Genomic DNA, 25791 nt, shown 5'->3' with positions numbered 1-25791 from the left:
TCGTGGACTCGAGTCACGAAATCCGACGGAGACTTCATGAACCACAAGACCATCTTCCGGATATTCGCGGCGATCGCGGGGTTGGCGTTCTGCTCGATCCCGTTGCCGGCCGCGGCGCAGTCCATCGAAAAAATCGAGATCCGAGGCAACCACCGCATCCCGCAGGACACCATCCTCTACTACATCATGAGCCGCGAGGGGGACGTCTACGAGGACGAAAAGGTCCGGCAGGATTTCCAGGCCCTTTACAAGACGGGTCTCTTCAAGAACGTCAAAGTCGACGTCACCGACGGCCAGACCGGGAAGGTGGTGACCTTCATCGTGGAGGAAAAGCCCATCATCCGCTCCATCGAGTACGAGGGGGTGAAGTCCTTCAAGAAGTCCGACATCCTCGACAAGTTCAACGAGGCGAAGCTGGGGTTGACGGTGGACTCCCCCTACGAGCCGACCAAGACCCGGAAGGCCGAGCGGATCATCAAGAACCTGCTGATCCTCAACGGGCGGCCCCTGGGCACCGTCACCGCGGTGGTGGAGGAGATCCCCCCCAACTCCGTCAAGCTGGTGTTCCAGATCCAGGAAGGGGAGAAGGTCCGGATCGGGAGGATCCTTTTCGAGGGGAACACGGTCTTCAAGTCCAAGGAACTCCGCAAGTCCCTCAAGCTCAACAAGGAGCGGGGGATCATCAGCATCTTCAAGGGCACGGACAAGTACCACCACGACAAGCTGATCTACGACCTCGAGGAGAACACGAAGTCGCTTTACCAGGAGCACGGCTACCTCAACATGAAGTACGGCGAGCCCCAGGTGAAGATCGTCGAGGGCCCGCGGGGCTTCATCCCCCTTCTGCGGAAGACCAAGAAACAGTTCTACATCACCATCCCCGTCGACGAGGGCCCGCAGTACAAGCTGGGCAGCATGACCTTCGAGGGGAACACCCTGTTCAAGAGCGAGCAGCTGACCGCCAACATCGGTCTCAAGCCGGGCGCCACGGCCAACTACAAGGCCGTGAAGGACGGCATGCAGAACATCAAGAAGCTCTACGGGATCTACGGGTACATCGACTTCGACATCACCCCCAACATCAAGATCGACGAGGCGAAGCAGTCGGTGGACATCCACTTCACCGTGGAGCAGGGCCGCCAGTACCGCGTCAACCAGATCGAGTTCTTCGGGAACACCCGGACCCGCGACAAGGTCCTCCGGCGCGAGTTCCAGCTGGTGGAGCAGGAAGTCTTCTCCCAGCAGCTGCTCGACCTGAGCATCCAGCGGATCAACCAGCTGGGCTTCTTCGAGAAGATCGAGGAGAAGGACTACGAGATCAAGCGCAACCCCGAGGAGGCCAGGGTCGACATCATCGTGACCGTCAAGGAGAAGGGGCAGCAGTCCATCGGCCTGACAGGCGGCCTCAGCGGCTACCAGGGGAGTTTCATCGGGCTGAACTACAGCACCAACAACTTCCTCGGGTACGGTGACCGCATCGGGTTCGACGCCATCTTCGGCACCAAGATGCTGAACTTCTCCTTCTCCTTCACCAACCCCTATTTCCTGGACACGAACAGCCTCTTCGGGTTCTCGGTGTACAACACCAAGACGCGCTTCGACGTGGACGACTACACCTACTACACCACCATGGACTCGACCCAGCTCTTCGTCCGGAAGACCCGGGGGTTCAACGTCACCTTCGGCCGGCCGCTGTCGCTGTTCTGGCGGTACTTCATCACCTACGAGTTCCAGAACATCTCCTTCCCCATCGACGAGATCAACGAGGAGTACCGCTACCTGGTCGAGGCCCAGATCTTCGGCATCAACCCGGGCATGACCCCGGAGGAAGCCCTCCAGGGCCTGCTCCGGTCCCAGATCACGGCACGCCTCAGCTACAACTCCACCGACGACTTCTTCTTCCCCACCCGGGGGAAGGAGATCGACCTGTCCTGGTCCCTGAGCGGGAGCATTTTAGGCGGCGACTTCAACCTGATCAACTCGCGCGTCGAGGCGAAATGGTTCATGCGCGACAAGTGGCTCTCCAAGGGAAGGCACGTGTTGGGGATGCACTTCATGGGCGAGTACATCCACCCCTTCGGGAAGACCATCGCGGCGCCCTTCTTCGAGCGGTACTACCTCGGCGGGGAAAACGACATGCGCGGGTTCGACCTGCGCTCCGTCTCCCCGTACGCCATGATGTCCTACCTGAAGAAGGACGCCCAGGGCAACCCCCTCATCGACTTCGACACCGGGCTCCCGCTCCGGTACGACTCCATCCAGCCCATCGGGGGCGACCTCGCGCTGCTGGGCCAGGTGGAGTACCGCATCCCGATCGCCGGCCCCATCCACGTGGCCCTGTTCGGGGACGTCGGGCTCTCGACCGTCATCAAGAAGGACAAGCTCGGGTTCTCGACGGACACCAACATCTACCTGATCGAGTCCACCAACAACAAGTGGCGCGCTTCGGTGGGGGCGGAGATCCAGTTCATGCTCCCCATGATCAACGCGCCGTTCCGCCTGATCTTCGCCTACAACCCGGTGCGGATTTCCCAGTGGTTCTACACCAAGGACTTCCCGCTGGGGATCGAGTACAAGGAACCCAAGCGGAACATCCAGTTCACGATCGGAAAGAGCTTCTGATAAAAATCACTCAAGGAGTATGAGGATATGAGTCACAAACGCGTTCTTTTCATGGTTTGCCTCGGCGCGGCGTTGACCCTGGGCGTGGTGGCCCAGCAGGGCAAGATCGGCTTCGTGGACTCCACCAAGGCCATCCTGACCTGTGACGAGGGCAAGGCCGAGTACGAGAAGATCAACCTCTGGCTCAAGAAGCAGGACGAGCAGATCCAGGACCTCCAGAAGCGGCTCGGCGAGAAGCAGAACCAGTTCCAGACCCAGCAGAGCATGCTGTCCGACGAGAAGAAGGAAGAACTCCTCAAGGACATGGATCGCCTCGACACCGAGATCAAGCGGCGGACCGAGGACGTGAAGAAGGAGTACGCCCGCAAGCTGGACGAGTTCGGGGCCGCCATCACCAAGAAGATGACGCCGCTCTTCAGCGAATTCGCGAAGACCAACAACTACTCGCTGATCCTCTACCTCAACCCCCAGGTCATCGCGTACTACAACCTGGAAGCCGACATCACCGACGAACTCATCAAGCGCTTCAACCAGTCGTACCCGTACACGGCCAAGCCCTCCGAAGACAGCAAGTAGCGGAAACGAACCCGGAACACCGGACTTGCCCCCCCCAGGGGCAGGTCCGGCTTTTTTAGGGAACAGATCATGGAAAACCAGAACATACCCGACGTCCGGGGGATCATGGAGTTGCTGCCCCACCGTTACCCCATGCTCCTGGTGGACAAGGTCCTGGAAATGGAGCCGGGGGTCCGGATCAAGGCGATCAAGAACGTCTCCTTCAACGAGCCGTTCTTCCAGGGGCACTTCCCGGGCGCCCCCGTCATGCCCGGCGTCCTGATCATCGAAGCCATGGCCCAGGCGGGCGGCATCCTGGCTTTCGCCTCCAAGGGCGACGAAGCCCGGCGGAAACTCGTCTACTTCATGGGGATCGACGGGGCCCGTTTCCGCCGCCCGGTGGTCCCCGGGGACCAGTTGGTGATGGAGTGCAAGGTCCTCAAGCTCAAGACGCGGTTCTGCCAGATCGAGGCGAAGTCCTGGGTGGACGGCGAGCTGGCGGCCGAGGCCGTCCTGATGTCCACCATCATGGAGAGAGAGGGATGACCGAGGTACACCCCACCACCCTCGTCTCCGGCGAGGTGGACATCGCGGAGGGCGTCCGGGTCGGGCCCTTCACCGAGATCATGGGTCCCGTCCGCATCGGCGAGGGGACCTGCATCGACGGACACTGCCGCATCGAGGGCCCCGTCGAGATCGGGAAACACAACCGGATCCACGCCTTCTGCTCCCTCGGCACGCCGCCCCAGGACCTGAAGTACGGCGGTGAGCCAACTCGCCTGGTCATCGGCGACCACAACACCATCCGCGAGTTCTCCACCTTCAACCGCGGCACCGTCGGGGGCGGCGGCATCACCACGGTGGGGAGCCGCTGCCTGTTCATGGCCTACTCCCACGTGGCCCACGACTGCCACGTGGAGGACTTCGTCATCTTCGCCAACGCCGGGACCCTGGCCGGGCACGTCCACGTCGGCCACCACGCCACCATCGGCGGCTTCTCCGCCGTCCACCAGTTCTGCCGCGTGGGCCCCTACGCCTTCGTCGGCGGTTTCGCCGCCCTGACCCGCGACGTGCTCCCCTACATGAAGACCCTCGGGATCCGCAACGGGTCCCGGACCTACGGCCCCAACCTGATCGGGCTGCGGCGCCAGGGTTTCTCGGAGGAACGCCTGGACGCCCTGAAGAAGGCCTACCGGGTCCTTTTTCGCCAGACCGACAAGGTCAAGAACCTGAGCCTCGCCCTGAAGGAACTGGAGGAGACGGTGCCCCTCACCGAGGACGTCCGCCTCCTGGTGGACTTCATCCGGTCCTCGAAGCGCGGGGTGATCCGATGACGGGGTCGTCGCTGCCGGACAAGATCGGGCTGATCGCCGGCAACGGCGACTTTCCCATCGTCATCCTGCAGGCCTGCCGGAAGCACGGGATCCGCTCCGTGGTGGCCGCCGCCAAGGACGAGGCCTCCGAGGTCCTGGACCAGTACGCCGACCGGATCGTCTGGATGGGCGTCGGCCAGATGGGCCGCATGATCCGCTACTTCAAGAAGGAGGGGGTCGCTCACGCCATCATGGCGGGGCAGATCCGCCACGTCCGCATCTTCGGCAAGGACCACCCCGACCTCCGGATGCTCTTCCTGCTCACCCGCCTCAAGCAGCGGAACTCCGACGCCATCCTCCTGGCCGTGGCCGACGAGATGGCCCGGGAGGGGATCACCCTCATCGACTCCACCCTCCTGCTGCAGGACCTGGTGCCGAAGGTGGGCGTCCTCACCCGCCGGTCGCCCAACGAGGAGGAGCGCAAGGACATCGCCTTCGGCCGGCGCATCGCCAAGGAGATCGCGCGCCTCGACATCGGGCAGACCGTGGTGGTGCGCGGCCAGGCCGTCCTGTCCGTGGAGGCCATGGAGGGAACCGACGCGGCCATCGAGCGGGCGTCGGGGTGCTGCTTCGGCAAGAAGACCGTGGTGGTCAAGGTGAGCAAGCCCAAGCAGGACCTGCGCTTCGACGTTCCCGTCATGGGGCCCCGGACCATCGAGGTCCTCAAGAAGTGCAACGTGTCCACCATGGCCATCGACGCGGGAAAGAGCATCATCCTCCACCGGGAGCGCGTCCTGCAGGCCGCCGACGAGGCGGGCATCGCCATCGTGGCCTTCGACCCCGACGACCTGGGCTGAAAACGGCGCCCCGGCCGCCGCACGGTTCGTGGAGACGGTTATGGACATCCTGTACAAGCTGATCCGCGGCATCCTCTTCCCCTTCCGCTTTCTCTACCTCCTCGCTTACAGCGGCCGGATGCAGCGCCGCCGGGACCGCTACCTCCGCGACCACGCCCTCCCCATCGAGTGAGGCCCTGACAACATGTGTCATCGTCCGCCGGGCGATGGCTCAACCCAAGGTTTTTCAGACACGTTTCCGTTCGTTTCCCCGGTTTTGGCGAGCCCCGCAGTTTTGAGTTGACATTGCACCGCCGAGGGTGATACGAAGGGGCTATCGATGCCTGGTTGGAGGGGGGCGGAAAAGACGACGCCAAATCCTTTTGATACAATGAATTATTGGCACCCTCCCCCGGGGGCGCGGTGACGTCGAGTGAATTGATCCTGATAATTTTTCATTCATAGGAGGCATCATGCGGAGGATTCTACTGATCGGGTTGTGCGCGATGGTCCTGGCGGCCATGGTCCCGGCCGTCCTGGCGGCGGACGAGAAGAGCCCCGACACCCGGAACTACAAGGGGGCGGTGACGTCGGGGACCCAGGCCGGGAACCTGGTCAACACCCAGGTCTTCGACCGGCGCTATCTGGTGACGTACACCGGCAACTGCGCCGCCACCAGTTCGGATTCTTCCCAGAACGGAACCGGCTACCAGGTTTTCCAGTTCCACAGCCCCGGCGGCCAGATGGCCGACATCTGGACCACCCAGTCGGGCACCCTGACCGACTCGGTGATCTTCATCTATTGCGACCCCTTCAACCCCTTGTCGCCGGACCTGAACCTGGTGGCCTGGGACGACGACGACGGGGCCGGCATGATGAGCGCCATCACCACCACGGACGGCGTGGCGCTTCAGCCCAACACCACCTACAACCTCGTGGTCACCGGGTTTTCCCCTACCAGCCTGGGGACCTACACGGTGGACCTGGGCGGCGACCTGGTCTTCGGGCCCGCGGCCCCCATCCCCTCGGTGAACACCTGGGGCCTTGCCGCCCTGGCGGCCATCCTGGGCGCGGCCGGTTTCCTCGTGCTGCGCTCGCGCCTGTGGGCCTGATCGCCTGGCGGTTTCCACGGGCCGTCCCGGCCCAAGGGGAAAACAGCCCGAGACGAACAACCGGTGATACGCGTCACCGGGCACTCATTCCAACCACGGACACCCGCCACCCCCAGGACGGCGGGTGTCCTGTTTTTATGAACACGGACAATCCGGACACGCCGGGAGCCAACCGGGGAAGCGGTTACCCCCTCGTCTCCGCCCGGGGAGTTCGGCCTGGGACGGACCCGCCTTCCCCGCACCCTTTCAGGGTGCGTTTGCATACTCCGTTGCCGTGTTCCGGGGGCGGCGACGCGGGCGCCCCAAACGAGCGGCCCGTTGCATGTTCGCGGCCGGCGCCCGCGTCTGGCCCCCGGCTGGGACGACCCCTCCCCTTCGGGGAGGGCAGATCCCTTGAAGCGCCTACTCCGGCTGAGTTCCGCGAACGTTCAACCCCGGTTGGGCTCCGCGAACGTCCGATCCCGATTTGATTTTTGTTCTCCTCCCCGATTCCCCGAAGGGGAAAGGCGTTTGGGCCCGGGGCAAGCCGCGGACGCCGGGGAACCCAAGCCGGGGCGCGAAAAGGTAACGGGCGTCCGCGGCGCCGCCCCGGGACAAGACGTCGCAACGCAGGGACAAACCCGCCCCGAAGGCGGCGGGAGCAAAGCGTTCTTTCAGATCTTGCTCATTTTGCCAAAGATCTTACTTCGTAGGGACTAAGCTCTTCCCGGGACTTCGCCCGGCAACAGTGGCCTCGGAAGGCAACCGGGAACGACAACATGTTGGTAAGAACGCAGCCGCTACAGCGCCTAAACCCCTTTCGACTGCGATTTCGACTGCGATTTCGACTGCGACTGCGATTGCGACTGCGATTGCGACTGCGATTGCGATACCGATACCGATACCGACCCCGATGGGAACCCCTCCGGACCTACAGCCTTCAGCCTATAGCCTACAGCCTGCAGCCTCCAGCCTTCAGCCTCCAGCCTTCAGCCTCCAGCCCAACCCGCTAATCGCCGGTTCACACCTCGCAAACCCCTTGACATCCCGCCGTAAATTCCGGAAAATCAGCTTCGATTCGACAGATTCGGGAAGGAGAAGCTTCATGAGCCAGGACCCCAGTGGTGAAACCGGAGGCGGCGGCGCACGGCAGTTGTCCCCCGCGGCTTACCGCGAATTGAAGCCCGGCGAGACGTTCGAGCCCTACATCGCGGCCCGGGAGCTGATCCCGGAATTCACCGCCCGGGCGGTAACCACCGGCATCGCGATGGCGATCATCTTTTCGGTGGCCGCCACCTACTCCGGCCTGAAGGTGGCCCAGGTCTTCGAGGCGGCCATCCCCATCGGGATCCTCACCGTCGGGCTCTCCGGCCTCTTCCGACGGCGAAACACCATCCTGGAGAACGTCATCGTCCAGAGCGTGGGCGCCGCGTCGGGCCTGGTGGTGGCCGGTTCCATCTTCACCCTCCCGGCCCTGTACATCATGAACGTGGCGCCGTCCACCGGCCCCATGCTCCTGACCATGTTCATCACCTCGGTGCTCGGCTCGCTCCTGGGCATCGTGTTCCTGATCCCCCTGCGCCGCTACTTCATGGTGGAGCAGCACGGGAAGCTGCCGTTCCCGGAGGCCACGGCCATCAACGAGGTCTTCGTGACGGGCGAGGCGGGCGGCGAGCAGGCCCGGGTCCTGGTGCTGGCGGCGGGCGTCGGCGGCATCTTCGACTTTCTGGCCACCTCCGTCAAGGCCTGGAGCGAGATCGTCAACTTCCAGTTCATCCCGGTGGTCAAGAACCTCGCCGTCTCCGCCAAGGCCACGGTGAGCCTCAACGCCGTCAGCCTCATCCTGGGGCTGGGCTTCATCACCGGGCTGCGCTACTCCGCCATCATCTGCGCGGGCAGCTTCTTCTCGACGCTGGTCCTGGTTCCGCTGATCTACCACCTGGGGCAGGGGTACCTGTTCCCGGTCCCGCCGGCGCCGCTCCCCAACTACCACGTGCTGATCGGCGACATGAGCGCCACGGAACTGTTCCGGCTCTACGCCCAGCGGATCGGCGTGGGCGCCATGGCCGGCGCGGGCATCATCGGGATCATCAAGAGTCTGCCCACCATCTGCAGCGCGTTCTCGCTGGGCTTTCACGAGATCTTCCACCACAAGAAGGCCGGCGCGAAGGAAACGGCCCGGACGGACCGCGACCTCAAGATGAGCACCATCCTCCTGGTGATCGTGCTGACGCTGGCCGCACTGCTGGCCTTCTTCTTCATCCTGATGCGGCAGGACCCGAATTCCGCCGCGAAGGCCCCGCAGATCGCCCTCACCGGCCTGGCCATCGCCTTCATCTTCTCCTTCCTGTTCACCACGGTGGCGGCCCTGGCCACCGCCATGACCGGCAACAACCCCATCTCGGGCATGACGCTGGTGACCCTCATCGTGGGGTCAACCCTGCTGGTGTCCGTCGGGTTGGCGGGCGACTTCGGGAAGTTTGCCGCCATCGTCATGGGCGCCGTGGTCTGCTCCGCCCTGGCCATGAGCGGCGGGTTCGTCACCGACCTCAAGGTGGGCTACTGGCTGGGATCCACGCCCCGGTACCAGCAGATCTCCAAGATCATCGGCACCCTCTTCGCCGCCGTGGGCGTCGCCCTCACCGTCCTGCTGATCCACACCGCCTACGGGAGCGTGGACTCCGCGGGGGCCTTCATCTCCGGCTTCAAGAACACGGCGGTGGTGCCCGCGCCGCAGGCGAACCTCTTCGCCACCATCCTCTCGGGCATCTTCGACAAGGCGCCGGTCACCTGGGCCCTTTACGGGATGGGCCTGGCCCTGGCCGTCATCCTCGAGATGATGAAGATCCCGCCCCTCGCCTTCGCCATCGGGATGTACCTGCCCATCGAGATCAACACCCCCCTCTTCGTCGGCGGGGTGATCTCCCACTTCGTGGCGAAGAGCAGCAGGGACAAGGCCGTCTCCGAGGACCGGGTCCGGCGCGGGACCCTCCTGGCCAGCGGATTCATCGCCGGGGGCGCCATCATGGGCGTCGTGGGGGCGCTCCTGGTCCTGGCGGACTGGGCGAAGTACATCGACATGGAGCACCTGCGGTCCTCGGACGTCGGACAGATGATCGGCGCGGCGGCCTTCGCGGGCCTCTGCCTTTTCCTCTACCTGAACTCGAAAAGGGCTCGGCCCGTTTCCTGAGGAGACACCGACGATGATATTCCCGGTTGCGCACGAAAAGCAGGTCGTCCGCCGGATGCCCTGGATGAGCATCCTCTTCATCGGGCTGAATTTCGTGCTTTTTCTCCTGTCACACTACAGCGCGCAGGGAACGGAGAAAAAGGCTGAGGAGCAGCTTCAGAAGGTCCTTGATTACTGGCAGGCGCACCCTTGGACAAAGCTCCCACCGGAGGTAACGAAAAACGCCGGCGAAGAGGTGAAACAGTTCGCCTCGTTGATGGAGCAGATGTACAACGAGACCGGGTACGAGCCCAGTCTCGCGGAGCAGAAGAATCACCAGGAAGAACTGAACCGGATGGGGAAGGAATTCGAGTCGGCACTTTTCGAACACCCCTTCCTCCGCTACGGTTTCATCCCGGGAAAGCCCACGCTCCTGGCCTTCTTCGCGTGCATGTTCATCCACGGGGGATGGCTGCACCTCCTTTTCAACATGTGGTTCTTCTATTTGGCCGGACCCTCCATCGAGGACGTCTACGGGAGGACCGGCTTCGTTATCTTCTACCTGGGGACCGGCGCGGCCGCCACCCTGACGCACATGGCCATGTTCTCGAGCTCCATGGTTCCGGTCGTGGGCGCCTCGGGGGCGATCGCCGGCCTGATGGGCGCCTTTCTCGTGCGGTTCTGGCACTCGAAGATCACCTTGTTCTACTTTTTCGGGTTCTGGGCCCGGGGGACCTTCGACGCCCCCGCATGGCTCATGCTGCCGCTCTGGTTGATCGAGCAGGTGTGGTTCGCCTTCTTGATGCAAGAGCAGGGCGGGGTGGGTTACTGGGCGCACATCGGCGGCTTCGTCGCCGGGGCCCTGGGCGCCTGGTTGATCAAGGCTTTGCGGGTGGAGGAGCGGGTCATCGCCCCTGGCATCGACCGGCGGATCGAACAGACCCACACGTCCATCTTCGACCAGGGCCTGGACCGCCTGGCCGCCGGCGACCCCATCGGCGCCCGGGAACCGCTGCTGAAAGCCCTGGAGAAGGACCCCTGCAACCCCGACCTCCTCGAGGCGCTCTGGAAAAGCTACGAGGCCGTCGGGGAAACCCGGGAGGGCGAACGCTACATCCTGGCGGCCATCGAGGGGGAGGTTCGAAAGAATGCCTGGCGCTCCGCCTTTCACCTCTGGAGCGAGCTGGCCCGCCTGTCGGAGAACCGGGGCTCGCCCAGCCTCCGCTGGAAACTGGCGAAGGGGATGAAGACGGCGGACCCCTTCATGGCCGGGGACGTCTTCCAGACCCTCGTGGACGACCCCGCCGCCGGCGAACTCGCCGCCAAGGCCGCCGCGGAGATCCGGGACCTGGTGGAGAAGGGGTATTATCGGGAAGGGGTTTAGGCTGTAGGCTGTAGGCTGTAGGTCCGGAGGGGTTCCCGTCGGCATCGGTATCGGTACCGTTATCTCTTTCAGTATCGGTATCGGTATCGCTATCGCTATCGGTATCGCTATCGCCATTGCCATCGCCATCGCCATCGAACCTGGTCTCGGCCTCTCCTGGCTGAACCCGGACAAAGCTCAAGGGAAGCTCGAAATACCCGAAATACTTTTTGCAGGACCGTCGAAAGTGGCCTCGGAAGGCAACGGGAGACGACCGCATGCTGGTGTGGAAGCAGTCACTAAAGCGCTTAAAACGCTTGACGGCGACGCGACGGCGATCGTTGCGGGGCGGTCCCTGGGTGCGGCCTTCCGGTCCGGGGAGCAGCGGCCGGGAACAACCCGCCTTCCCCGCACCCTTTCAGGGTGCGCTTGATCCCCCCGCCGCCCCGGGGCAGGACGTCTCAACGCAGGGACAAACCCGCCCCGAAGGCGGCGGGAGCAAAGCATTCATTCAAATTTTGATGCCCTCGTAAAAAGCCTTGATTGTGATCTCACAGAGGCACAGAGGCACGGAGAAGAATCATAAGATTTGTTGATTCTAATAATTACGATTTGCATTTCTCCGTGCCTCCGTGCCTCTGTGAGAGAAAAGGACTCTTTGTGAACGCATTAAATTTGCATAATTTGACAAAGACTATACAAGGTATGACAGCCTGAACCCCTTTCGATTGCGATTGCGACTGCGATACCGATACCGATACCGATTCCGACCCCGATACCGATAGCGACTCCGATAGCGATACCGACCCCGATACCGATGGGAACCCCCTCCGGACCTACAGCCTACAACCCAACCCGGATAAACCGGAGAGAAACCACGGATGAACACGGATGAACACGGATGAACACGGATCATCCGGACGCTCCAGAAAAAAACAGGCGGTCTTTACCTCTCGCAAAGGCGCAAAGACGCCAAGCCTCGCAAAGCCGGAAGCGGAAAAGGGGGATTCCTTTGCGAGGCTTTTCGTCCGGACGTCTTTGCGAGAGACCGGATACGTCGATTCCGGAACCGGATCAGCACCAGTGGGGCATTTTAATCCCGTGGCATGCCGGACGACGCGGCCGGGATTCCCTCCTCCGTCCCCGCATCGGGTTTCCCCGCTCTGAAAGCGGTGGGAGCCCACCGATGATCTCAAATCTTGCTCATTTTGCCAAAGAGCTTACTTCGTAGGGACTACAGCCTACAGCCTAAAGCCTACAGCCTACAGCCTACAACCTGCGTCCCCTCCGAAGCACCACGGCGGAACGGGGGGCCAGTCGGCAGATTTTACGTTTCAAGGCGGGTTCCGCCCCGGGATCGGCGATGTCGTCGGGGGACTCGCGGGCGGTGTCCAGCACGCGCTTCCAGCCCGAAGCCCCGCCCCCGTCGGGGAGTTCGAAGTCGTGGGGCTCCCAGTGCATGTTGAAGGCGAGGTAGAACTCGTCCGTCCAGGGCTCCCCCCGCAGTTGGACCGCCAGGCAGCGGGACTCCCAGGACCAGTCGGGCTCCCCCACCCGGACCCCGTGCCAGACGAATTCCGGGGCCTGGCTCTCGAAACCGGTCCCCGAGGGCCGGCGGCCGCGAAGGATGGGGTATTCCCGCCGGTGGCGGAGCAGGAGCCGGAAGAAGCGGTGGAGGTCCCGGTTCCGCTCGAGGCGGCCCCAGTCCACCCAGGTGATGTCGTTGTCCTGGCAGTAGGCGTTGTTGTTGCCCTGCTGGGTGCGCTCGAACTCGTCGCCGCCGAGGACCATGGGGACGCCCTGGGAGAGGAGGAGCAGCACGGCGAAGTTCCGCGCCTGGCGGCGGCGGAGGGCCTCCACGGCGGGGTTGTCCGCCGTTCCCTCCACCCCGCAGTTCCAGCTGAGGTCGTCGCCGATCCCGTCCCGGTTCTCCTCCCCGTTGACCTCGTTGTGCTTCCGGCTGAAGCTCACCAGGTCCCGGAGGGTCAGGCCGTCGTGGCAGGTCACGAAGTTGATGCTGTGGTGGGAGGAACGCCCGTCGTCCTGGTAGAGGTCGGGGCTTCCCGCCAGCCGGGTGGCGATGGCGCCCACCATCCCCGCGTCGCCCTTGACAAAGCGGCGGACGTCGTCGCGGAAGCGCCCGTTCCACTCGGCCCACCGCCCCCAGTGCGGGAAGGTGCCGACCTGGTAGAGCCCCGCGGCGTCCCAGGCCTCGGCGATGAGCTTGGCCCCCGCCAGGACGGGGTCGCCCGCGATCTGCTCGATGAGCGGCGGGGAGGCCAGGACTTCCCCTTCCCGACCCCGCCCCAGGATCGAGGCGAGGTCGAAGCGGAACCCGTCCACGTGCATCTCGGTGACCCAGAACCGGAGGCAGTCCGTGATCATGTTGCGGACGACGGGGTGGTTGCACCGCAGGGTGTTGCCGCAGCCGGAGAAGTTGGCGTACTCGCCCGTCTCGGGGTCCACGATGTAGTAGACCATGTTGTCCAGGCCCCGGAAGGACAGGGTGGGGCCCCGCTCGTCCCCTTCGGCCGTGTGGTTGAAGACCATGTCGAGGATGACCTCGATCCCGGCGCGGTGGAAGGCCCGCACCATGTCCTTGAACTCCCGGACCGCCGCGCCGGGTGCGGGGTCGGACGCGTAGGCCGCTTTCGGGGCGAAGAAGGAGACGGGGTGGTAGCCCCAGAAGTTCTTGAGGACCTCGCCGGTGAAGGGGTTGACCCGCGGGTTGTCGTTTTCCTCGAACTCGGTGACCGGCATGAGTTCCACGGCGGTTACCCCCAGGTCTTTCAGGTAGGGGATCTTCTCCGCCAGGCCCGCGAAGGAGCCGGGAGCGGCGACGCCGCTGGAGGGGTGCCGGGTGAAGCCCCGCACGTGGAGTTCGTAGATGACGGTCTCGGCCAGGTGGATCCGCAAGGGGTGCTCGTCCTCCCAGTCGTAGCCCTCGTCGGCCACCAGGGCGTAGCGTTTCCGCACCGACCCCCGGCCGGGGCCGCTGGACAGAAGGTGCAGCGTCTCCCCCCAGCGGGAACCCCCGGAGAGGGCGCGGGCGTAGGGGTCCACCAGGATGTCGGCCGGGTGGTACCGGTGGATCGCGGGCTTGTCGTCGGGCTCCCGGACGGCCCGCCAGCCGTACTCGATCCCCGGGTCCAGCCCGCGGACCAGGAGGTGCCAGACGTCGCCGGTCCGGTTCGCGTCCGGGTCCAGGGGAAACTCCAGGAGGGACTCTTCCTCCCCCGGGAGGAAGAGCACCAGGGTGACGCCGGTGGCGTGCTGGGAAAACACGGCGAAGTTGAGCCCCTCCCGGACCGCGCTGACGCCCAGGGGGAGCGGGTGGCCGCGCTGGATCTCGAAGTCGGGGCCGATGACGGAAAACACGGCGTCCCGGCGGGCCCGCCGGTCGGGGGTGAAGGGGATGGTGCTCATGTGGGGTTCCCTCGCATGAGGGGCAGTATGCCACGCCGGGAAGGGCGATTCAACCCCGGAGCGGAGGAAGGGGAACGCATTTTCCCGATCCTCCCGGCGGCGTTCTTTGCTATCATCCGATTTCCGGCGCCTCGAAGGCCCGGGCAGGAGGTGCGGTGTTGGACAAGCGAATCATGCGGGTGACCTTGTTCGTGTTGGCGGCGATTTTTCCGGCGGGTTTCGCGGCCGCCTGCTCCACCTTCAGCTTCGTCTCGGCCGGGCGAACCTACGTCGGCCAGAACTACGACTGGCAGATCGACGAGGGTTACGTGCTGGTGAACCCGCGCGGGGTGGCCAAGAAGGCGCTGACCCTCGAGACGCCCGCCGCCTGGGTGTCGCGCCACGGGAGCGTGACCTTCAACCAGTACGGGCGCGAGTTTCCCAACGGCGGCATGAACGAGGCAGGGCTCGTGGTGGAGGTCATGTGGATGAGCGAGACCCGCTACCCCGACCGTGACGAGCGCCCCGCGGTGAATTCCTCCCAGTGGGTCCAGTACGTCCTGGACACCTGCGACACCGTGGCGGACGTCCTGGCCACCGACGCGAAGCTCCGGGTCGAGGCGGGCTTCAACTCCCCGAAACTCCACTACCTGGTCACGGAGGCCTCCGGTCGCAGCGCGGCCGTGGAGTGGCTCGACGGCCGCCGGGTCGTCCACACGGGGGAAAAGCTCCCGGTGCCCGCCCTGACCAATTCCCCCTACACCGAGTCCCTCGAGATGGCCGGGCTGGCGCCGGGGGGCGGGGCCAAGCCGACCCCCCTTCAGCTCGTGAACTCCCGGGTTCGCTTCACCCGCCTGGCGGGCTCGCTGGCCCTGGCCACCCCCATGCCCCCGGCGCGGGCCGTGGACTGGGCCTTCGGGCTCCTGGACGGGGTCCGGATGACGGCCTTGACGAAGTGGACCATTGTTTATGACGTCCAGGGCCGGGTCCTCCACTTCCGGAGCCAGCGGGCGCCCGCCGTCAAGACCCTCGCCTTCCGTGACCTCGACTTCGCCTGCGGGAAAACCCAGAAATCCCTCGACATCAACACCAGCCAAGCGGGGGATGCGGCGAAATGCCTGACCGACTACACGCTGGAGGCAAACCGCGCCCTGGTCCGGCAATCCTTTGCCCGGACGAGCTTTCTGACCAATCTCCCCGCGTTCCTCGTCGAGTTGGTGGCCCAGTATCCGCTCACCCTGACCTGCGCCGAAACAGCCCGGTAGGCGCTTTAGCGGCTGCGTTCTTGCCAACATGTTGTCGTTTGCGGTTGAGTGCCGAGGCCACTGTTGCCGGCTGATGTCCCTCGTTCCTCCGGGCCCGGGGAGCTTGTTCGTGTGGTTTGTGTGGTTCGTGGTTCCTTTTCCGGTTTGTCCGGGTTGGGTGGTGTTGAACGACAAGGGTTGTCCTTGACTTTGACCCCGGTTTGTCTTAGTATTTTGTTAGAAACGTAAGACGAGGAGGGGGCCATGGTCTCCACGTTGTCCACCAAGGGGCAATTGATCATCCCGAGCGCCGTCCGGAAAAAGATGCGGCTCGATTCCGGCACCCGTTTCAAGGTGGACATCGTCGGGGACAAGATCGTCCTGGAGCCGCTCCGCGAGGACCCGGTGCAACGGCTCTACGGTCGCTTCAAGGGCGAAGATCTCCTGGGGGAGCTGGAGAGGGAGCACGCCAAGGAGTTGATTGGCGATGACGCCGCCGACCTTCGTCCTTGACGCGTGGGCGCTCCTGGCGTTTCTTCAGGGAGAGGAGCCGGCGGCGGCCCGGGTGGCGTTTCTTCTGAGAGCGCATGCCGACAGTCAAGCCGAATTGTTTGTCTCCGTGATCAACCTGGGTGAGGTCTTCTATCGGTTGGGACGGACAGTGGGGGTTTCCGCCGCCGAGAGAGTGATGGAGGACATCCGGGAGATGGGCTTGAATGTGCTGCCGGCCGACGAGGCAACGGTGTTTCATGCCGCCCGCCTGAAGGCGCTGCATCGGATCTCGTATGCGGATGCCTTCGCCGCCGCCGCGGCCGAATCACGGGGTGGGACGCTGGTGACGGGGGACGCCGAACTCAAGGCTGTCGACTGGCCGTTCCCGCTGGAGTTTCTGAGCCGGGAACGTTGAGCCGTCCGGCCCAAGACGGGTCCCACTGATTCACCCTGTTGAAATTGATGGAAAGCCGGATGATCCGATCGGAGTCATCGCTTCCTCCGGGTTTGCTTCTTCTTCGTCGCGGTCGCTCGGTGACGTTCAGAGCGGGCGGCGGCGGGAGAGGTTGGCCCGGAGGAAGGGTTCGGGGAGGTCGAGGCGGCCGAAGCAGACCTGGGCCGCGGCCTTGCAGCCCCCCTGGCACTCCGCGGCGCGGGGGCACGCCCGGCAGATTTCGGGCAGGGCGGCCCGGAAGGGCGACAGGCGTCCCGGTGCGAGGATGTCCGCCAGCGGCTCTTCCCACACGTTGCCCAGCACCGTGGTGGTGTGGTTGCAGGGGCGCACGTTCCCCGCGGTGTCGAGGGTGTGGTAGGCCCGCTCCGTCCCGGCGCCGCAGAAGCCGGTGCTGACCGAGGGGCAGGCGGAGAGGTCCAGGAGGCAGGGCATGAGGGGCACCCCGCAGGAAACGGCGAGGCCGTACTGCCGTGAGGCTTCCTCGGCGGCGGTCAGGGCGTCCTTCACGGCGTCGAGGTCGGGCAGCAGATCGTCCCAGCGCGCGGCCCCCCGGCCGCCCGGATTGACGCGGTTGAACATGACGCCGCGGGCGCCGAAGGCGAAGGCGAGGGCGAGGGTGTCCCGGAAGTCGGCGATGTTGCGGTGGGTGGCCACGAAGACGGTGACGGCCGGGCCGCGGTGCTCCATCAGGTCGGCCAGGGCGGCCAGCACCGCGTCGAAGGACCCTTCCCGGCCGGACAGCGCGTCGTGGACCTCGCGCCGGTGGCTGAACAACGGGAGTTCGAAGAGTCCCACGCCGGCCCGGACGAGCCCCTCGACCCGGCCTTCCGACAGCCGGCGGCCGTTGGTGACGAGGGTGACGCCGGACCCCCGGTCGACGAGGAAACGGACGAGGTCCTCCAGGTCGTCCCGCAGGAGGGGCTCGCCGCCGGAAAGGGTCACGTGGGGGCACTCCGCCTGGTCGAGTACGCGCCCGAGGAGCGGGCGCAGGTCCGCCGGGGCGGCCGTGGGGATGTCCGGCGGGGCGCCGGGGAGGTGCCAGACGTTGTAGCAGTGGCCGCAGGCGTGGTCGCACGCCGTGGTCACCTCGACGATGAGCGTCAGGAGACGGGGACGGGTCATTTGCCCAGGAGCAGGTTCACGAGGAGCCGGGCGGCCTCGGCGGCGGCGGGGGACGCCTTGACCGTCTCCAGCTTCCCGGGCTTGAGCTGCTTCACCCACTGGTTCAGCCACTCGATGTCGCGCGCGAGGGCCGCCCGGGCCTTGTTCAGGGTCTCGGGGGCGACCTGGCCCTGGGAAGCCACCTTGGCGAGCATCTCGGCCTGCTGCATCAGGTCGTGCCGGGGGTGGTACTCGGGGGGGAGGGCGATGTAGCAGGTGGCCTGCGAACGGCGGATGTGGGCGATCCCCTGGTCGAAGGCGAGGCTCATCTCGTCGGCGACGGCCCGCCGGACCACCCCCGCGGCCACCAGCGCCTCGAGCGCGTCCTGGTGGCGTTTCTTCACCTCTTTCTGGAACGCGTTTTCCGGGTAGGACTGCATCCGGCCGTCCCGCAGGTCGAGCCAGCACTGCCGCAGCGCCTTCCATTGCGGGGTGCCCTGAGGGTCCTGGGGCGGGCGCGGCGCGTAGCAGGTGTGGGGCGGCTGATTCGGCGGGGTCTTCGGTGGCGTGGCGGCCTCCCCCTGGCCGGAGACGACCCAGGACGCCAGCGCGGCGCCCAGCATGGAAATGAACTCCCGGCGGTCAGAGCCCATGGCGACCTCCTCGTGTGAGCTGAGACCAGTGTATCACGGATGGCCCGTTTCTGTTCAAGCCCTTTGGCGGGGTGGGGCGCATGACCCGGTGGGAATCATGGGAATCATGGGAGTAATGGGAATAATGGGGAATTATGGGAGTAGGGGAGTTTTGGGGGGCATGAGAGTCATGGGAGTATTGTGGGCAGGGGAGCGCCGGGTGACGGGGGAGCCGTCCTTTGGGTCCCTTTGGTCCTTTAGGTCTTTTGGTCCTTTCCGACCCATCTCTCAGGGGAGAGGCGCCCCGGGGAGGCCCAGCGACAGGCGGCCGTCGTCCTTCAGGAAGGTGAGCGGCAGCACGGGGAATTTCCGGGGCGGCGCGAAGCGCCGGCTGTCGGCGAGGCGGCGGAATTCCGCCCCGGTGAGGGCGTACACCCGGATCACCGGCCGGTCCCAGAGCTGGATGTCCCGGAAGGGGCGCCGCTTCCCCCACAGGAGGTCGAAGAACTCCAGGTTCTCGTAGTAGACCCGACCAGGCTGAAGGAAGACGTAGACGGGGGTCTCCGGCGCGAGGGCGAAACGCAGGTCCGACAGGTTCACGACCCGCATGTCGGGGCGGCCGTACCGGGCCAGGTAGTAGCGGAACACCGCCGGCGTCTCCCCGGCCACGGCGCTGCCGGGCGGGGCCTGGCGGGCGACGGCGTCGACGGCCTCCCGCAGACGGAGGTCGTAGTACTCGTCGTGGGGGAAGTGGGTGCCCGCCCAGCGTGTCCCGCCGCCGATGGGGTTGAGGTAGAGCGAGAAGAAAGGCTGCACGGCGAGGAGAGGGACGGCCGCTCCCACCGCCAGGACCGCCCCGGCCGCCCACCGCAGTCCCGTCACGGAGAGGGCGCCGCGGCGGCGCAACCGCCCGGCGGCCCACTCCGCCGTCGCCACCGCCCCGTACGCGGCGGCCAGGTAGATCAGGGGCGTCAGGGTCAGGGTATAGCGCAGGAACTTCACGCCGGAGAGGGAGTAGGAAAACAGCCAGAAGAAGGCCCAGAACAGGAGGAAGCTCGGGCCCCGCTCGCGCCACCGGCGGACACTGACGGCCAGGCCCGCGGCCAGCGCCGCGAGGACCGGCAGGGGGAGCTTGACCAGGAGGAAGAGGAAGTAGAAGTACCAGGGCGTCCCGCCCAGGGGCGTCATCAGGATGCTGTTGGGGAACAGCCAGCCGGACATCGCGTAGCCGTGGTGCGTGACGGTGGCCTGCCCGACATAGAAAAAGACCTGGCTCAGGACCTGGGGGCTCAGGACGAGGGGGTTGACCAGCAGGAAGACCCCGGCCATCACGGCGAAGTACCGGAAAAGGTCCCGCCGGCCGTAGCGGTCGGCGGGGTACTGCCCGGGCTGCAGCTTCCGGTGGAGCCAAAAGAAGAGGAGGGTCAGTCCCCAGAAGTGCGGGAAGTACTTCGAGGTCAGCATCAGGCCGAAACACGCAGCCGAAAGGTAGTAGAACCGCCGTTTCCGCCGGGGGTCGTCGTCGGGGGTCGTCTTCATCCGCAGGTGGCAGTAGAACCCCCACAGGAAGAAGAAGACGAGGAGAGTGTCCTCCTTGGCGATGCGGTTGACGGCCGCGGCGTTGAGCCCCAGGGCCCACAGCAGGGCGGCGAGGAAGCCCACGGGGCGGGAGAAGAGGGCCGCCCCCAGGAAGTACAGCGGGAGGGCGGTCAGCGCCCCGAACAGGACGTTGGGGAAGCGGACGGCCGTCTCCTCCGGGATGAAGGGCTGCCCGGCCGGGTCACCGACGCGGGCGTTGCAGAAGTCGGCGAAGGCCACCGAGACCAGGATCAGGTTCTTCATCAGGAGCGGGTGCTCCACGTTCACGGCGAAATCGCCCCGCTGGTAGCTTCGCACCGCCTCGATCTTGTTGACCTCGTCCTCCGCCAGTCCGCTCTGGCTCAGTTCGGGAAGCCGGACGGCGAACCCGGCCAGGACGACGGCCAGAAGGGCCAATACGGTGACCCTTCGCCCGAAGGCGATGTCCTGCTTGCTGGGCTGCATTGTATCCGTCATGACCTGTCTGCCTGTTTTCATGGGGTCCCCTCCCCCTCTTTCCGATCGGCTGGGTGTCGCCCGGTTCATCTCGCCTCCCTCCCTTCGGGGCCTGCGAAGGGCCCCGACAACAACCCGCGGCGTCATCCCCGACGGCCGCCGCGGATTTTACCTTAAATCGGTCCCGGCGTCTTCCCCCTTTTTCGAGGGGGTGACGCGGAAGCCGCTTCCCGCTCGAGCCCGATTTCGCCCCGCTTCTCCCAGAAGGGGACCAGGAGGTTGGCCACCCGGAGCAGGCTGTCCTGGAGTTGACGGAGTTCTCCGGGGGCGACAGGGGAAAGGATGTTGTGCAAAAACCCCGCACAGTCCGGGATGAAGGACCCCATCATCTCGGTTCCCTTGTCCGTCAGCCGGGCCAGGCGTTTGCGGCGGTCCATGGCGTGCTCCACCCGGCTCACCAGGCCCTTCCGGACCAACCCGTCCACGAGCCCCGTGATGTTGGCGGGGCTGACCCCCAGTAACTCGCCGATCTCCCCGAGCGTGCATCCGTCCTTGTCCCGGACGAAGAGGACCACCATCACGTCGAGGGACGGGGGAGTGACTCCGTAACGGACCATGGCCCGTTCCATGACGGCGTAAAGGAGGTGGTAGGCGTTGGACAGCGCGCCGACCATCCCGACCGTGGTGTGGTCGAGGTCGGGAAAGCGTTTTGCAAAGACCTGCCGGGCCTCCTCGAAGAGTTTATCGCGCATGCGTCCCTCCTTTGTCGCCAGGCTCGACGGACGGGTGCTTCTGGTCGTTCGTGTTTCCGGTGAACAGGTGCAATTCCTTCACTCCCCCGGCTTTTTCGTGGGAGGGGCCGACGTTTCGGCACTTTTCCCCGGCGATTCCGCCGGTCCGGATGCGCCCCCGCCCAGCACCTTGTAGAGGGAGACGAGATTGACCGCGCGGGCCAGGCGGAGGGTCAGCATGCGCTGCTGGGCCACGTAGAGCGCCCGCTGGGCGACCAGGACGACCAGGTAGCCGTCGATGCCTTCCCGGTAGCGGGCCTCGGACAGGCGAAAGGTGGCTTCGAGGGAATTCACCAGCGCCTGCTGGGCCTCCTGCTGGGCCAGGAGGGACTTGCGGAGTTCCAGGGCGTCGCTGACTTCCCGGAAGGCCGATTGGATGGCTTTCTCGTAGGTGGCGACATAAATTTCGCGATCCACCTGGACCGACTGGTAGTTGGCCTTCCGGGACCCGTAGTCGAAAATGGGCAGGACGACCTGTGGGGCGAAGTTCCAGGTCCGGGACCCGAACTTGAACAGGTCGAGCAGGTCGCCGCTCATGAAGCCCAGGCCGCCCGTCAGGGTGATCCGGGGGAAGAAGGCCGCCCGCGCCGCCCCGATGTTGGCCTCGGCGGCCTTCAACTGGTGCTCGGCCAGGAGGATGTCGGGACGGCTCAGCAGCACCTCGGAGGGCAGACCCGGGGAGACGTCCTTCACCTTCCCGGCGGTCTCCAGGTCCTCCGGCAGCAGGTCGTCCGGCACGGCCGCGCCGACCAGGAGGTCGAGGGCGTTCCGGTCCAGTTCGATCTGCCCGGTGTAGCGGGCGATGTCCACCCGCGCGGCTTCCACCTGGCTCTCCGCCTGGCGGAGGTCCAGTTCGGACGTCATCCCCATGTCCACGATCTTCCGGATGAGGTCGCGGGAGGCCTGCTGGGTCTCCAGCGTGGCCCGGGCGAGCCGAAGGTTCTCCCGGTCGGCGGCCAGGGCCAGGAAGGTCTCGGCGACGGCGGCCACCAGCGAGACCTGGGTGGCGGAGCGGGCCTGTTTCGTGGCGAGGTACTGTTCCAGCGCCGCGCTCTTCAGGCTGCGGATGCGCCCGAAGAAATCCGGTTCCCAGGCGGCCACGCCCAGGTTCACGTTGTACTGCTGGACGGTCTCCCCCTGGCCGGTGGCGGACATCCGCCCGGGCAGACGGTAGAACTCGGCGCCTCCGGACACGCTGACCGTCGGGTAGCTTTCGGCGCGCTGGATCCGGTACAGCGCCTGGAACTTGTCGATGGCGAGAGCGGCCGCCCGCAGGTCGCGGTTGTTCTTCAGCGCCAGGTCGATCACGGCCCGGAGTTTGCCGTCGACAAAGAACTCCCGCCACTGCGTTTCGGCGGCCAGGGGTGCGCCTTTTCCGGCGGCGGCCCCGGTGTCGGGCCAGGCCGAGGGAACCGGGACCTCCGGGCGTACGAGCTTCGGGGCGCGCGGGCACGCGCTCAGGAGAAGCATCATTCCGAGGAGGGGAAGGTATTTATGCATCATGGGAGGCCTCCTCCGACAGGGTCTCCGCCGTCGTGCCGGGCGGGACGGTTTTTCTCCCTCTCCGCCGCCCGAAGATCTGGACGACCAGCACGAAGAAGAGGGGGATGAAGAAGACGGCCAGGAAGGTGGCGGTGATCATTCCGCCCAGGACGCTGGTTCCGATGGCCTGCTGGGCGCCGGCCCCGGCTCCCGCGGCGAGGGCCAGGGGCAGGACGCCGAACCCGAAGGCCAGGGACGTCATGAGGATGGGCCGGAGCCGGAGCTTCGCCGCCTCGAGGGTGGCCTCCACCAGGCCGGCGCCCGCCTCGATGCGGATCTTGGCGAACTGGACGATCAGGATGGCGTTCTTGGTGGTCAGGCCCAGCACGGTGAGCAGACCGATCTGGAAGTAGACGTCGTTGGGCAGGTCGCGCAGGGTCGAGGCCGCCACGCCGCCGATGACGCCCAGGGGAAGGGCCAGCATGATGGAGATGGGGATGGTCCAGCTCTCGTACAGGGCCGCGAGGACCAGGAAGATGACCAGGATGGAGAAGGAGTACAGCAGTCCGGTCTGGGCCTGGCCCATCCGCTCCTGGTAGGAGATGCCGGTCCAGTCGAAGCCGAAGCCCCGGGGCAGCTTCGCCGTGATCTCCTCCATGGCCTGCATCGCTTCGCCCGAACTTCTCCCGGGAGCGGCCTCCCCCTGGAAATTCAGGGCCGGGAACGCGTTGTAGCGCTCGAGGCGCGGGGATTCGTACACCCAACGGCCCGTGGCCAGGGCCGAAACGGGGACCATGGCGCCCCGGTTGTTCCGGACGTAGAGCCGGTCCAGGTCCTTCGGGAGCATCCGGTAGGGGGCGTCCCCCTGGACGTACACCCGCTTGACCCGCCCGCCCTGGATGAAGTCGTTGACGTAGGCGCTGCCGAACAGGGCGGAGATCGTGGCCTGGATCGCACTGACGCTCACGCCCAGCGTGCCGGCCTTCTCCCAGTCGATATCCACCTTGTACTGGGCCACGTCCGGCATCCCGTTGGGCCGGACGGCGGTCAGGCGGGGGTCCTTGGCGACCTCGCCCATGAGCTGGCCGCGGGCTTCCATCAGCCGGGCGTGGCCGAGCCCGCCCCGGTCCAGCAACATGAAGTCGAAACCCTTTGCCGAACCCAGTTCGACGACGGCGGGGGGCGGGAACGCGAAGGCCAGGGCGCCCCGGATCCTGCCGAACTCGCCCATGGCCTTCCCGGCCACCGCCTTCACCTTGAGGTCCGGGCGCTGGCGCAGGTCCCAGTCCCGGAGCTTGATGAAGGCCATGCCCTGGTTCTGGCCCCGGCCGGCCATGCTGAAGCCGGAGATGGTCATGACGGACTCCACGGCCTCCTTCTGGTCTTCGAGAAAATGGCGGCGGAGCCGCGTCATCACCGCGTTGGTCTGCTCCATGGTGGAACCGGGGGGGAGCTGCACCAACGACAGGAGGATGCCCTGGTCCTCGTCGGGAAGGTAGGCGGTGGGCATTCGCCGGAAAAGGTACCCCAGTCCGCCGACGATGAGGAGGAACACCAGGACGTAGGGAAGCTTGACCGCGATGAAGTGCCCCACGACGCCCGTGTAACGGTCCCGCAACCAGAAGAAGCAGCGGTCGAACAGCCGGAAGAAGGGCCGGAAGAGCCGGAACCCGCCCTCCGCCGCCTCGTGCCCCTTGGGCACGGGCTTGAGGAGGGTGGCGCAGAGCACCGGGGAGAGGACCAGGGCCACCACCACCGAAAGCAGCATGGAGGCGATGACGGTGATGGAGAACTGGCGGTAGATGACGCCCGTGGAGCCGGGGAAGAACATCATGGGGGCGAAGACCGCGGACAGCACGAGGCCGATGCCCACCAGCGCGCCGGTGATCTGCTCCATGGACTTGCGGGTGGCCTCCTTCGGGGAAAGGCCTTCCTCGCCCATGATCCGCTCCACGTTCTCCACCACGACGATGGCGTCGTCCACCAGCAGGCCGATGGCCAGGACCATGGCGAACATGGTGAGCATGTTGATGGAGAACCCGAACAGGGCCAGGACGCCGAAGGTCCCCAGGATGACCACGGGCACGGCGATGCTGGGGACCAGGGTGGCCCGCAGGTTCCCCAGGAAGAGGTACATGACCAGGAACACCAGGACGATGGCCTCGATGAGGGTCTTGATCACCTCGTCGATGGCCACTTTCACGAAGGGGGTCGTGTCGTAGGGGTAGATGACCTTCATCCCCGCGGGGAAGTAACGGGACAGCTCCTCCATCTTGGCCTTCACGGCGTCCGCCGTGTCCAGCGCGTTGGCCCCCACTTCCTGCCGGACGGCCAGGCCGGCCGCCGGCTGGCCGTTGTAGCTCACCTTTGAGTCGGCGAACTCGGTGCCCAGCTCCGTCCGCGCCACGTCCCGGACCCGCACCACCGACCCGTCGGGGTTGGTGCGCAGGGGGATGGCCCCGAATTCCTCCGGGGTCTTCAGGAGGGACTGGACCAGGATGGAGGCGTTGAGACGCTGTCCCGGCATCGACGGCTCGCCGCCGAACTGGCCGGCGGACACTTCCACGTTGTAGGCCCGGATCCCCGTCACCACGTCTTCCGGCGTCATGTGGTACTGGATGAGTTGCTCGGGGTTGAGCCAGACCCGCATGGCGTACTGGGACCCGAAGGCCTCCACCTCGCCGACGCCCGGCACCCGCGCCAGGGAGGGCTGGATCTGGGAGATGGCGTAGTCGGACAGGTCCCACTGGTCGATGTCTTTTCGCTCGGAGGTGAGGCCCACGATCATCAGGTAGTTCCGGGTGGACTTGCTGACGGTCACCCCCTGCCGCTTGACCACCTCGGGCAGCATGGGCAGGGCGAGCTGGAGCTTGTTCTGCACCTTGGCCCAGGCCAGGTCCGGGTCGGTGCCCGGGGCGAAGGTGAGGGTGATGGCGCCGGCGCCCGAGGAGTCGCTGGTGGAGGACATGTACAGCATCTTGTCCAGCCCGGTCATCTTCTGCTCGATGATCTGGACGACGCTGTCCTCCACGGTCTTCGCCGAGGCGCCGGGGTAGAAGGCGGTGATGGCGATGGACGGCGGGGCGATGGGCGGGTACTGTGAAACGGGGAGGTTGTGGATCGCCAGGCCGCCCGCCAGCATCATGCAGAGGGCGACGACCCAGGCGAAGACCGGACGTTCGAGGAAGAACCTGGACATGACGGCCC

The 25791-nt window shown here is 65.7% G+C and carries 18 protein-coding genes; 11 read left to right on the top strand and 7 right to left on the bottom strand.

The annotated features are described in order from the left end of the window. Positions 1-36: 36 nt before the first annotated feature. The 8 genes from bamA to KA419_11890 all read left to right on the top strand — a co-directional run bounded on the left by bamA (position 37) and on the right by KA419_11890 (position 10970). Positions 37-2622: an outer membrane protein assembly factor BamA gene (gene bamA / locus KA419_11925; GenBank protein MBP7866644.1), complete on the top strand. Its 2586-nt coding sequence runs from the start codon at positions 37-39 to the stop codon at positions 2620-2622. A 27-nt stretch (positions 2623-2649) separates the two neighbouring features. Next, positions 2650-3198, top strand: a complete 549-nt coding sequence (locus tag KA419_11920; protein ID MBP7866643.1) for an OmpH family outer membrane protein — start codon at positions 2650-2652, stop codon at positions 3196-3198. A gap of 69 nt (positions 3199-3267) precedes the next feature. After that, positions 3268-3723, top strand: a complete 456-nt coding sequence (fabZ, locus tag KA419_11915) for a 3-hydroxyacyl-ACP dehydratase FabZ (GenBank protein MBP7866642.1) — start codon at positions 3268-3270, stop codon at positions 3721-3723. Further along, complete coding sequence (gene lpxA / locus KA419_11910; GenBank protein ID MBP7866641.1) at positions 3720-4511, top strand: acyl-ACP--UDP-N-acetylglucosamine O-acyltransferase; 792 nt, start codon at positions 3720-3722, stop codon at positions 4509-4511. Before fabZ ends, lpxA begins: the two co-directional genes overlap by 4 nt. After that, a complete protein-coding gene (gene lpxI / locus KA419_11905; GenBank protein ID MBP7866640.1) occupies positions 4508-5347 on the top strand; it encodes a UDP-2,3-diacylglucosamine diphosphatase LpxI in 840 nt (279 codons plus the stop codon). Before lpxA ends, lpxI begins: the two co-directional genes overlap by 4 nt. Before the next feature lie 452 nt (positions 5348-5799). After that, positions 5800-6438, top strand: coding sequence for a hypothetical protein (locus tag KA419_11900; protein ID MBP7866639.1), 639 nt, complete (start codon positions 5800-5802; stop codon positions 6436-6438). Positions 6439-7522: 1084 nt separating this feature from the next. Next, positions 7523-9607, top strand: a complete 2085-nt coding sequence (locus KA419_11895; GenBank protein ID MBP7866638.1) for an oligopeptide transporter, OPT family — start codon at positions 7523-7525, stop codon at positions 9605-9607. A 13-nt stretch (positions 9608-9620) separates the two neighbouring features. Next, a complete protein-coding gene (locus KA419_11890) occupies positions 9621-10970 on the top strand; it encodes a rhomboid family intramembrane serine protease (GenBank protein MBP7866637.1) in 1350 nt (449 codons plus the stop codon). Positions 10971-12218: 1248 nt separating this feature from the next. Here the strand turns inward: KA419_11890 and glgX are convergent. Further along, positions 12219-14375 carry a glycogen debranching protein GlgX gene (glgX, locus tag KA419_11885; protein MBP7866636.1) on the bottom strand — a complete coding sequence of 719 codons (2157 nt, stop codon included), beginning with the start codon at positions 14373-14375 and terminating at the stop codon, positions 12219-12221. A gap of 158 nt (positions 14376-14533) precedes the next feature. Between glgX and KA419_11880 the strand changes: the two genes are divergently transcribed. The 3 genes from KA419_11880 (at position 14534) to KA419_11870 (ending at position 16505) form a co-directional block, all read left to right on the top strand. Beyond that, positions 14534-15619, top strand: a complete 1086-nt coding sequence (locus tag KA419_11880) for a linear amide C-N hydrolase (protein ID MBP7866635.1) — start codon at positions 14534-14536, stop codon at positions 15617-15619. Positions 15620-15862: 243 nt separating this feature from the next. Next, positions 15863-16111, top strand: a complete 249-nt coding sequence (locus KA419_11875) for an AbrB/MazE/SpoVT family DNA-binding domain-containing protein (protein ID MBP7866634.1) — start codon at positions 15863-15865, stop codon at positions 16109-16111. Next, positions 16086-16505: a type II toxin-antitoxin system VapC family toxin gene (locus tag KA419_11870; protein ID MBP7866633.1), complete on the top strand. Its 420-nt coding sequence runs from the start codon at positions 16086-16088 to the stop codon at positions 16503-16505. The genes KA419_11875 and KA419_11870 overlap by 26 nt, the downstream gene beginning before the upstream one ends. Before the next feature lie 126 nt (positions 16506-16631). On the opposite strand, the gene KA419_11865 is transcribed toward KA419_11870, so the two are convergent. The 6 genes from KA419_11865 to KA419_11840 all read right to left on the bottom strand — a co-directional run bounded on the left by KA419_11865 (position 16632) and on the right by KA419_11840 (position 25783). After that, the gene (locus KA419_11865; protein ID MBP7866632.1) at positions 16632-17666 is read right to left on the bottom strand and encodes a radical SAM protein; all 1035 of its coding nucleotides are present in this window, start codon (positions 17664-17666) and stop codon (positions 16632-16634) included. Then, positions 17663-18298 (bottom strand): hypothetical protein, encoded by a 636-nt coding sequence (locus KA419_11860; protein ID MBP7866631.1) that lies wholly within the window; start codon positions 18296-18298, stop codon positions 17663-17665. The genes KA419_11865 and KA419_11860 overlap by 4 nt, the downstream gene beginning before the upstream one ends. 267 nt (positions 18299-18565) lie before the next feature. Continuing rightward, on the bottom strand, positions 18566-20353 hold the full coding sequence (locus KA419_11855) for a glycosyltransferase family 39 protein (GenBank protein MBP7866630.1): 1788 nt from the start codon (positions 20351-20353) through the stop codon (positions 18566-18568). Between the two features lie 131 nt (positions 20354-20484). Further along, the gene (locus KA419_11850) at positions 20485-21063 is read right to left on the bottom strand and encodes a MarR family transcriptional regulator (protein ID MBP7866629.1); all 579 of its coding nucleotides are present in this window, start codon (positions 21061-21063) and stop codon (positions 20485-20487) included. A gap of 78 nt (positions 21064-21141) precedes the next feature. Beyond that, the gene (locus tag KA419_11845; GenBank protein MBP7866628.1) at positions 21142-22602 is read right to left on the bottom strand and encodes an efflux transporter outer membrane subunit; all 1461 of its coding nucleotides are present in this window, start codon (positions 22600-22602) and stop codon (positions 21142-21144) included. Then, the gene (locus KA419_11840; protein MBP7866627.1) at positions 22595-25783 is read right to left on the bottom strand and encodes an efflux RND transporter permease subunit; all 3189 of its coding nucleotides are present in this window, start codon (positions 25781-25783) and stop codon (positions 22595-22597) included. Before KA419_11840 ends, KA419_11845 begins: the two co-directional genes overlap by 8 nt. Positions 25784-25791 lie beyond the last annotated feature (8 nt).

Source organism: Acidobacteriota bacterium, assembly GCA_018001935.1.
In the GTDB taxonomy this organism is placed as follows: Bacteria; Acidobacteriota; JAAYUB01; order JAAYUB01; family JAAYUB01; genus JAGNHB01.
Note: the sequence above shows the minus strand (reverse complement) of the source record. Positions and strands in the feature narration are given on the sequence as shown.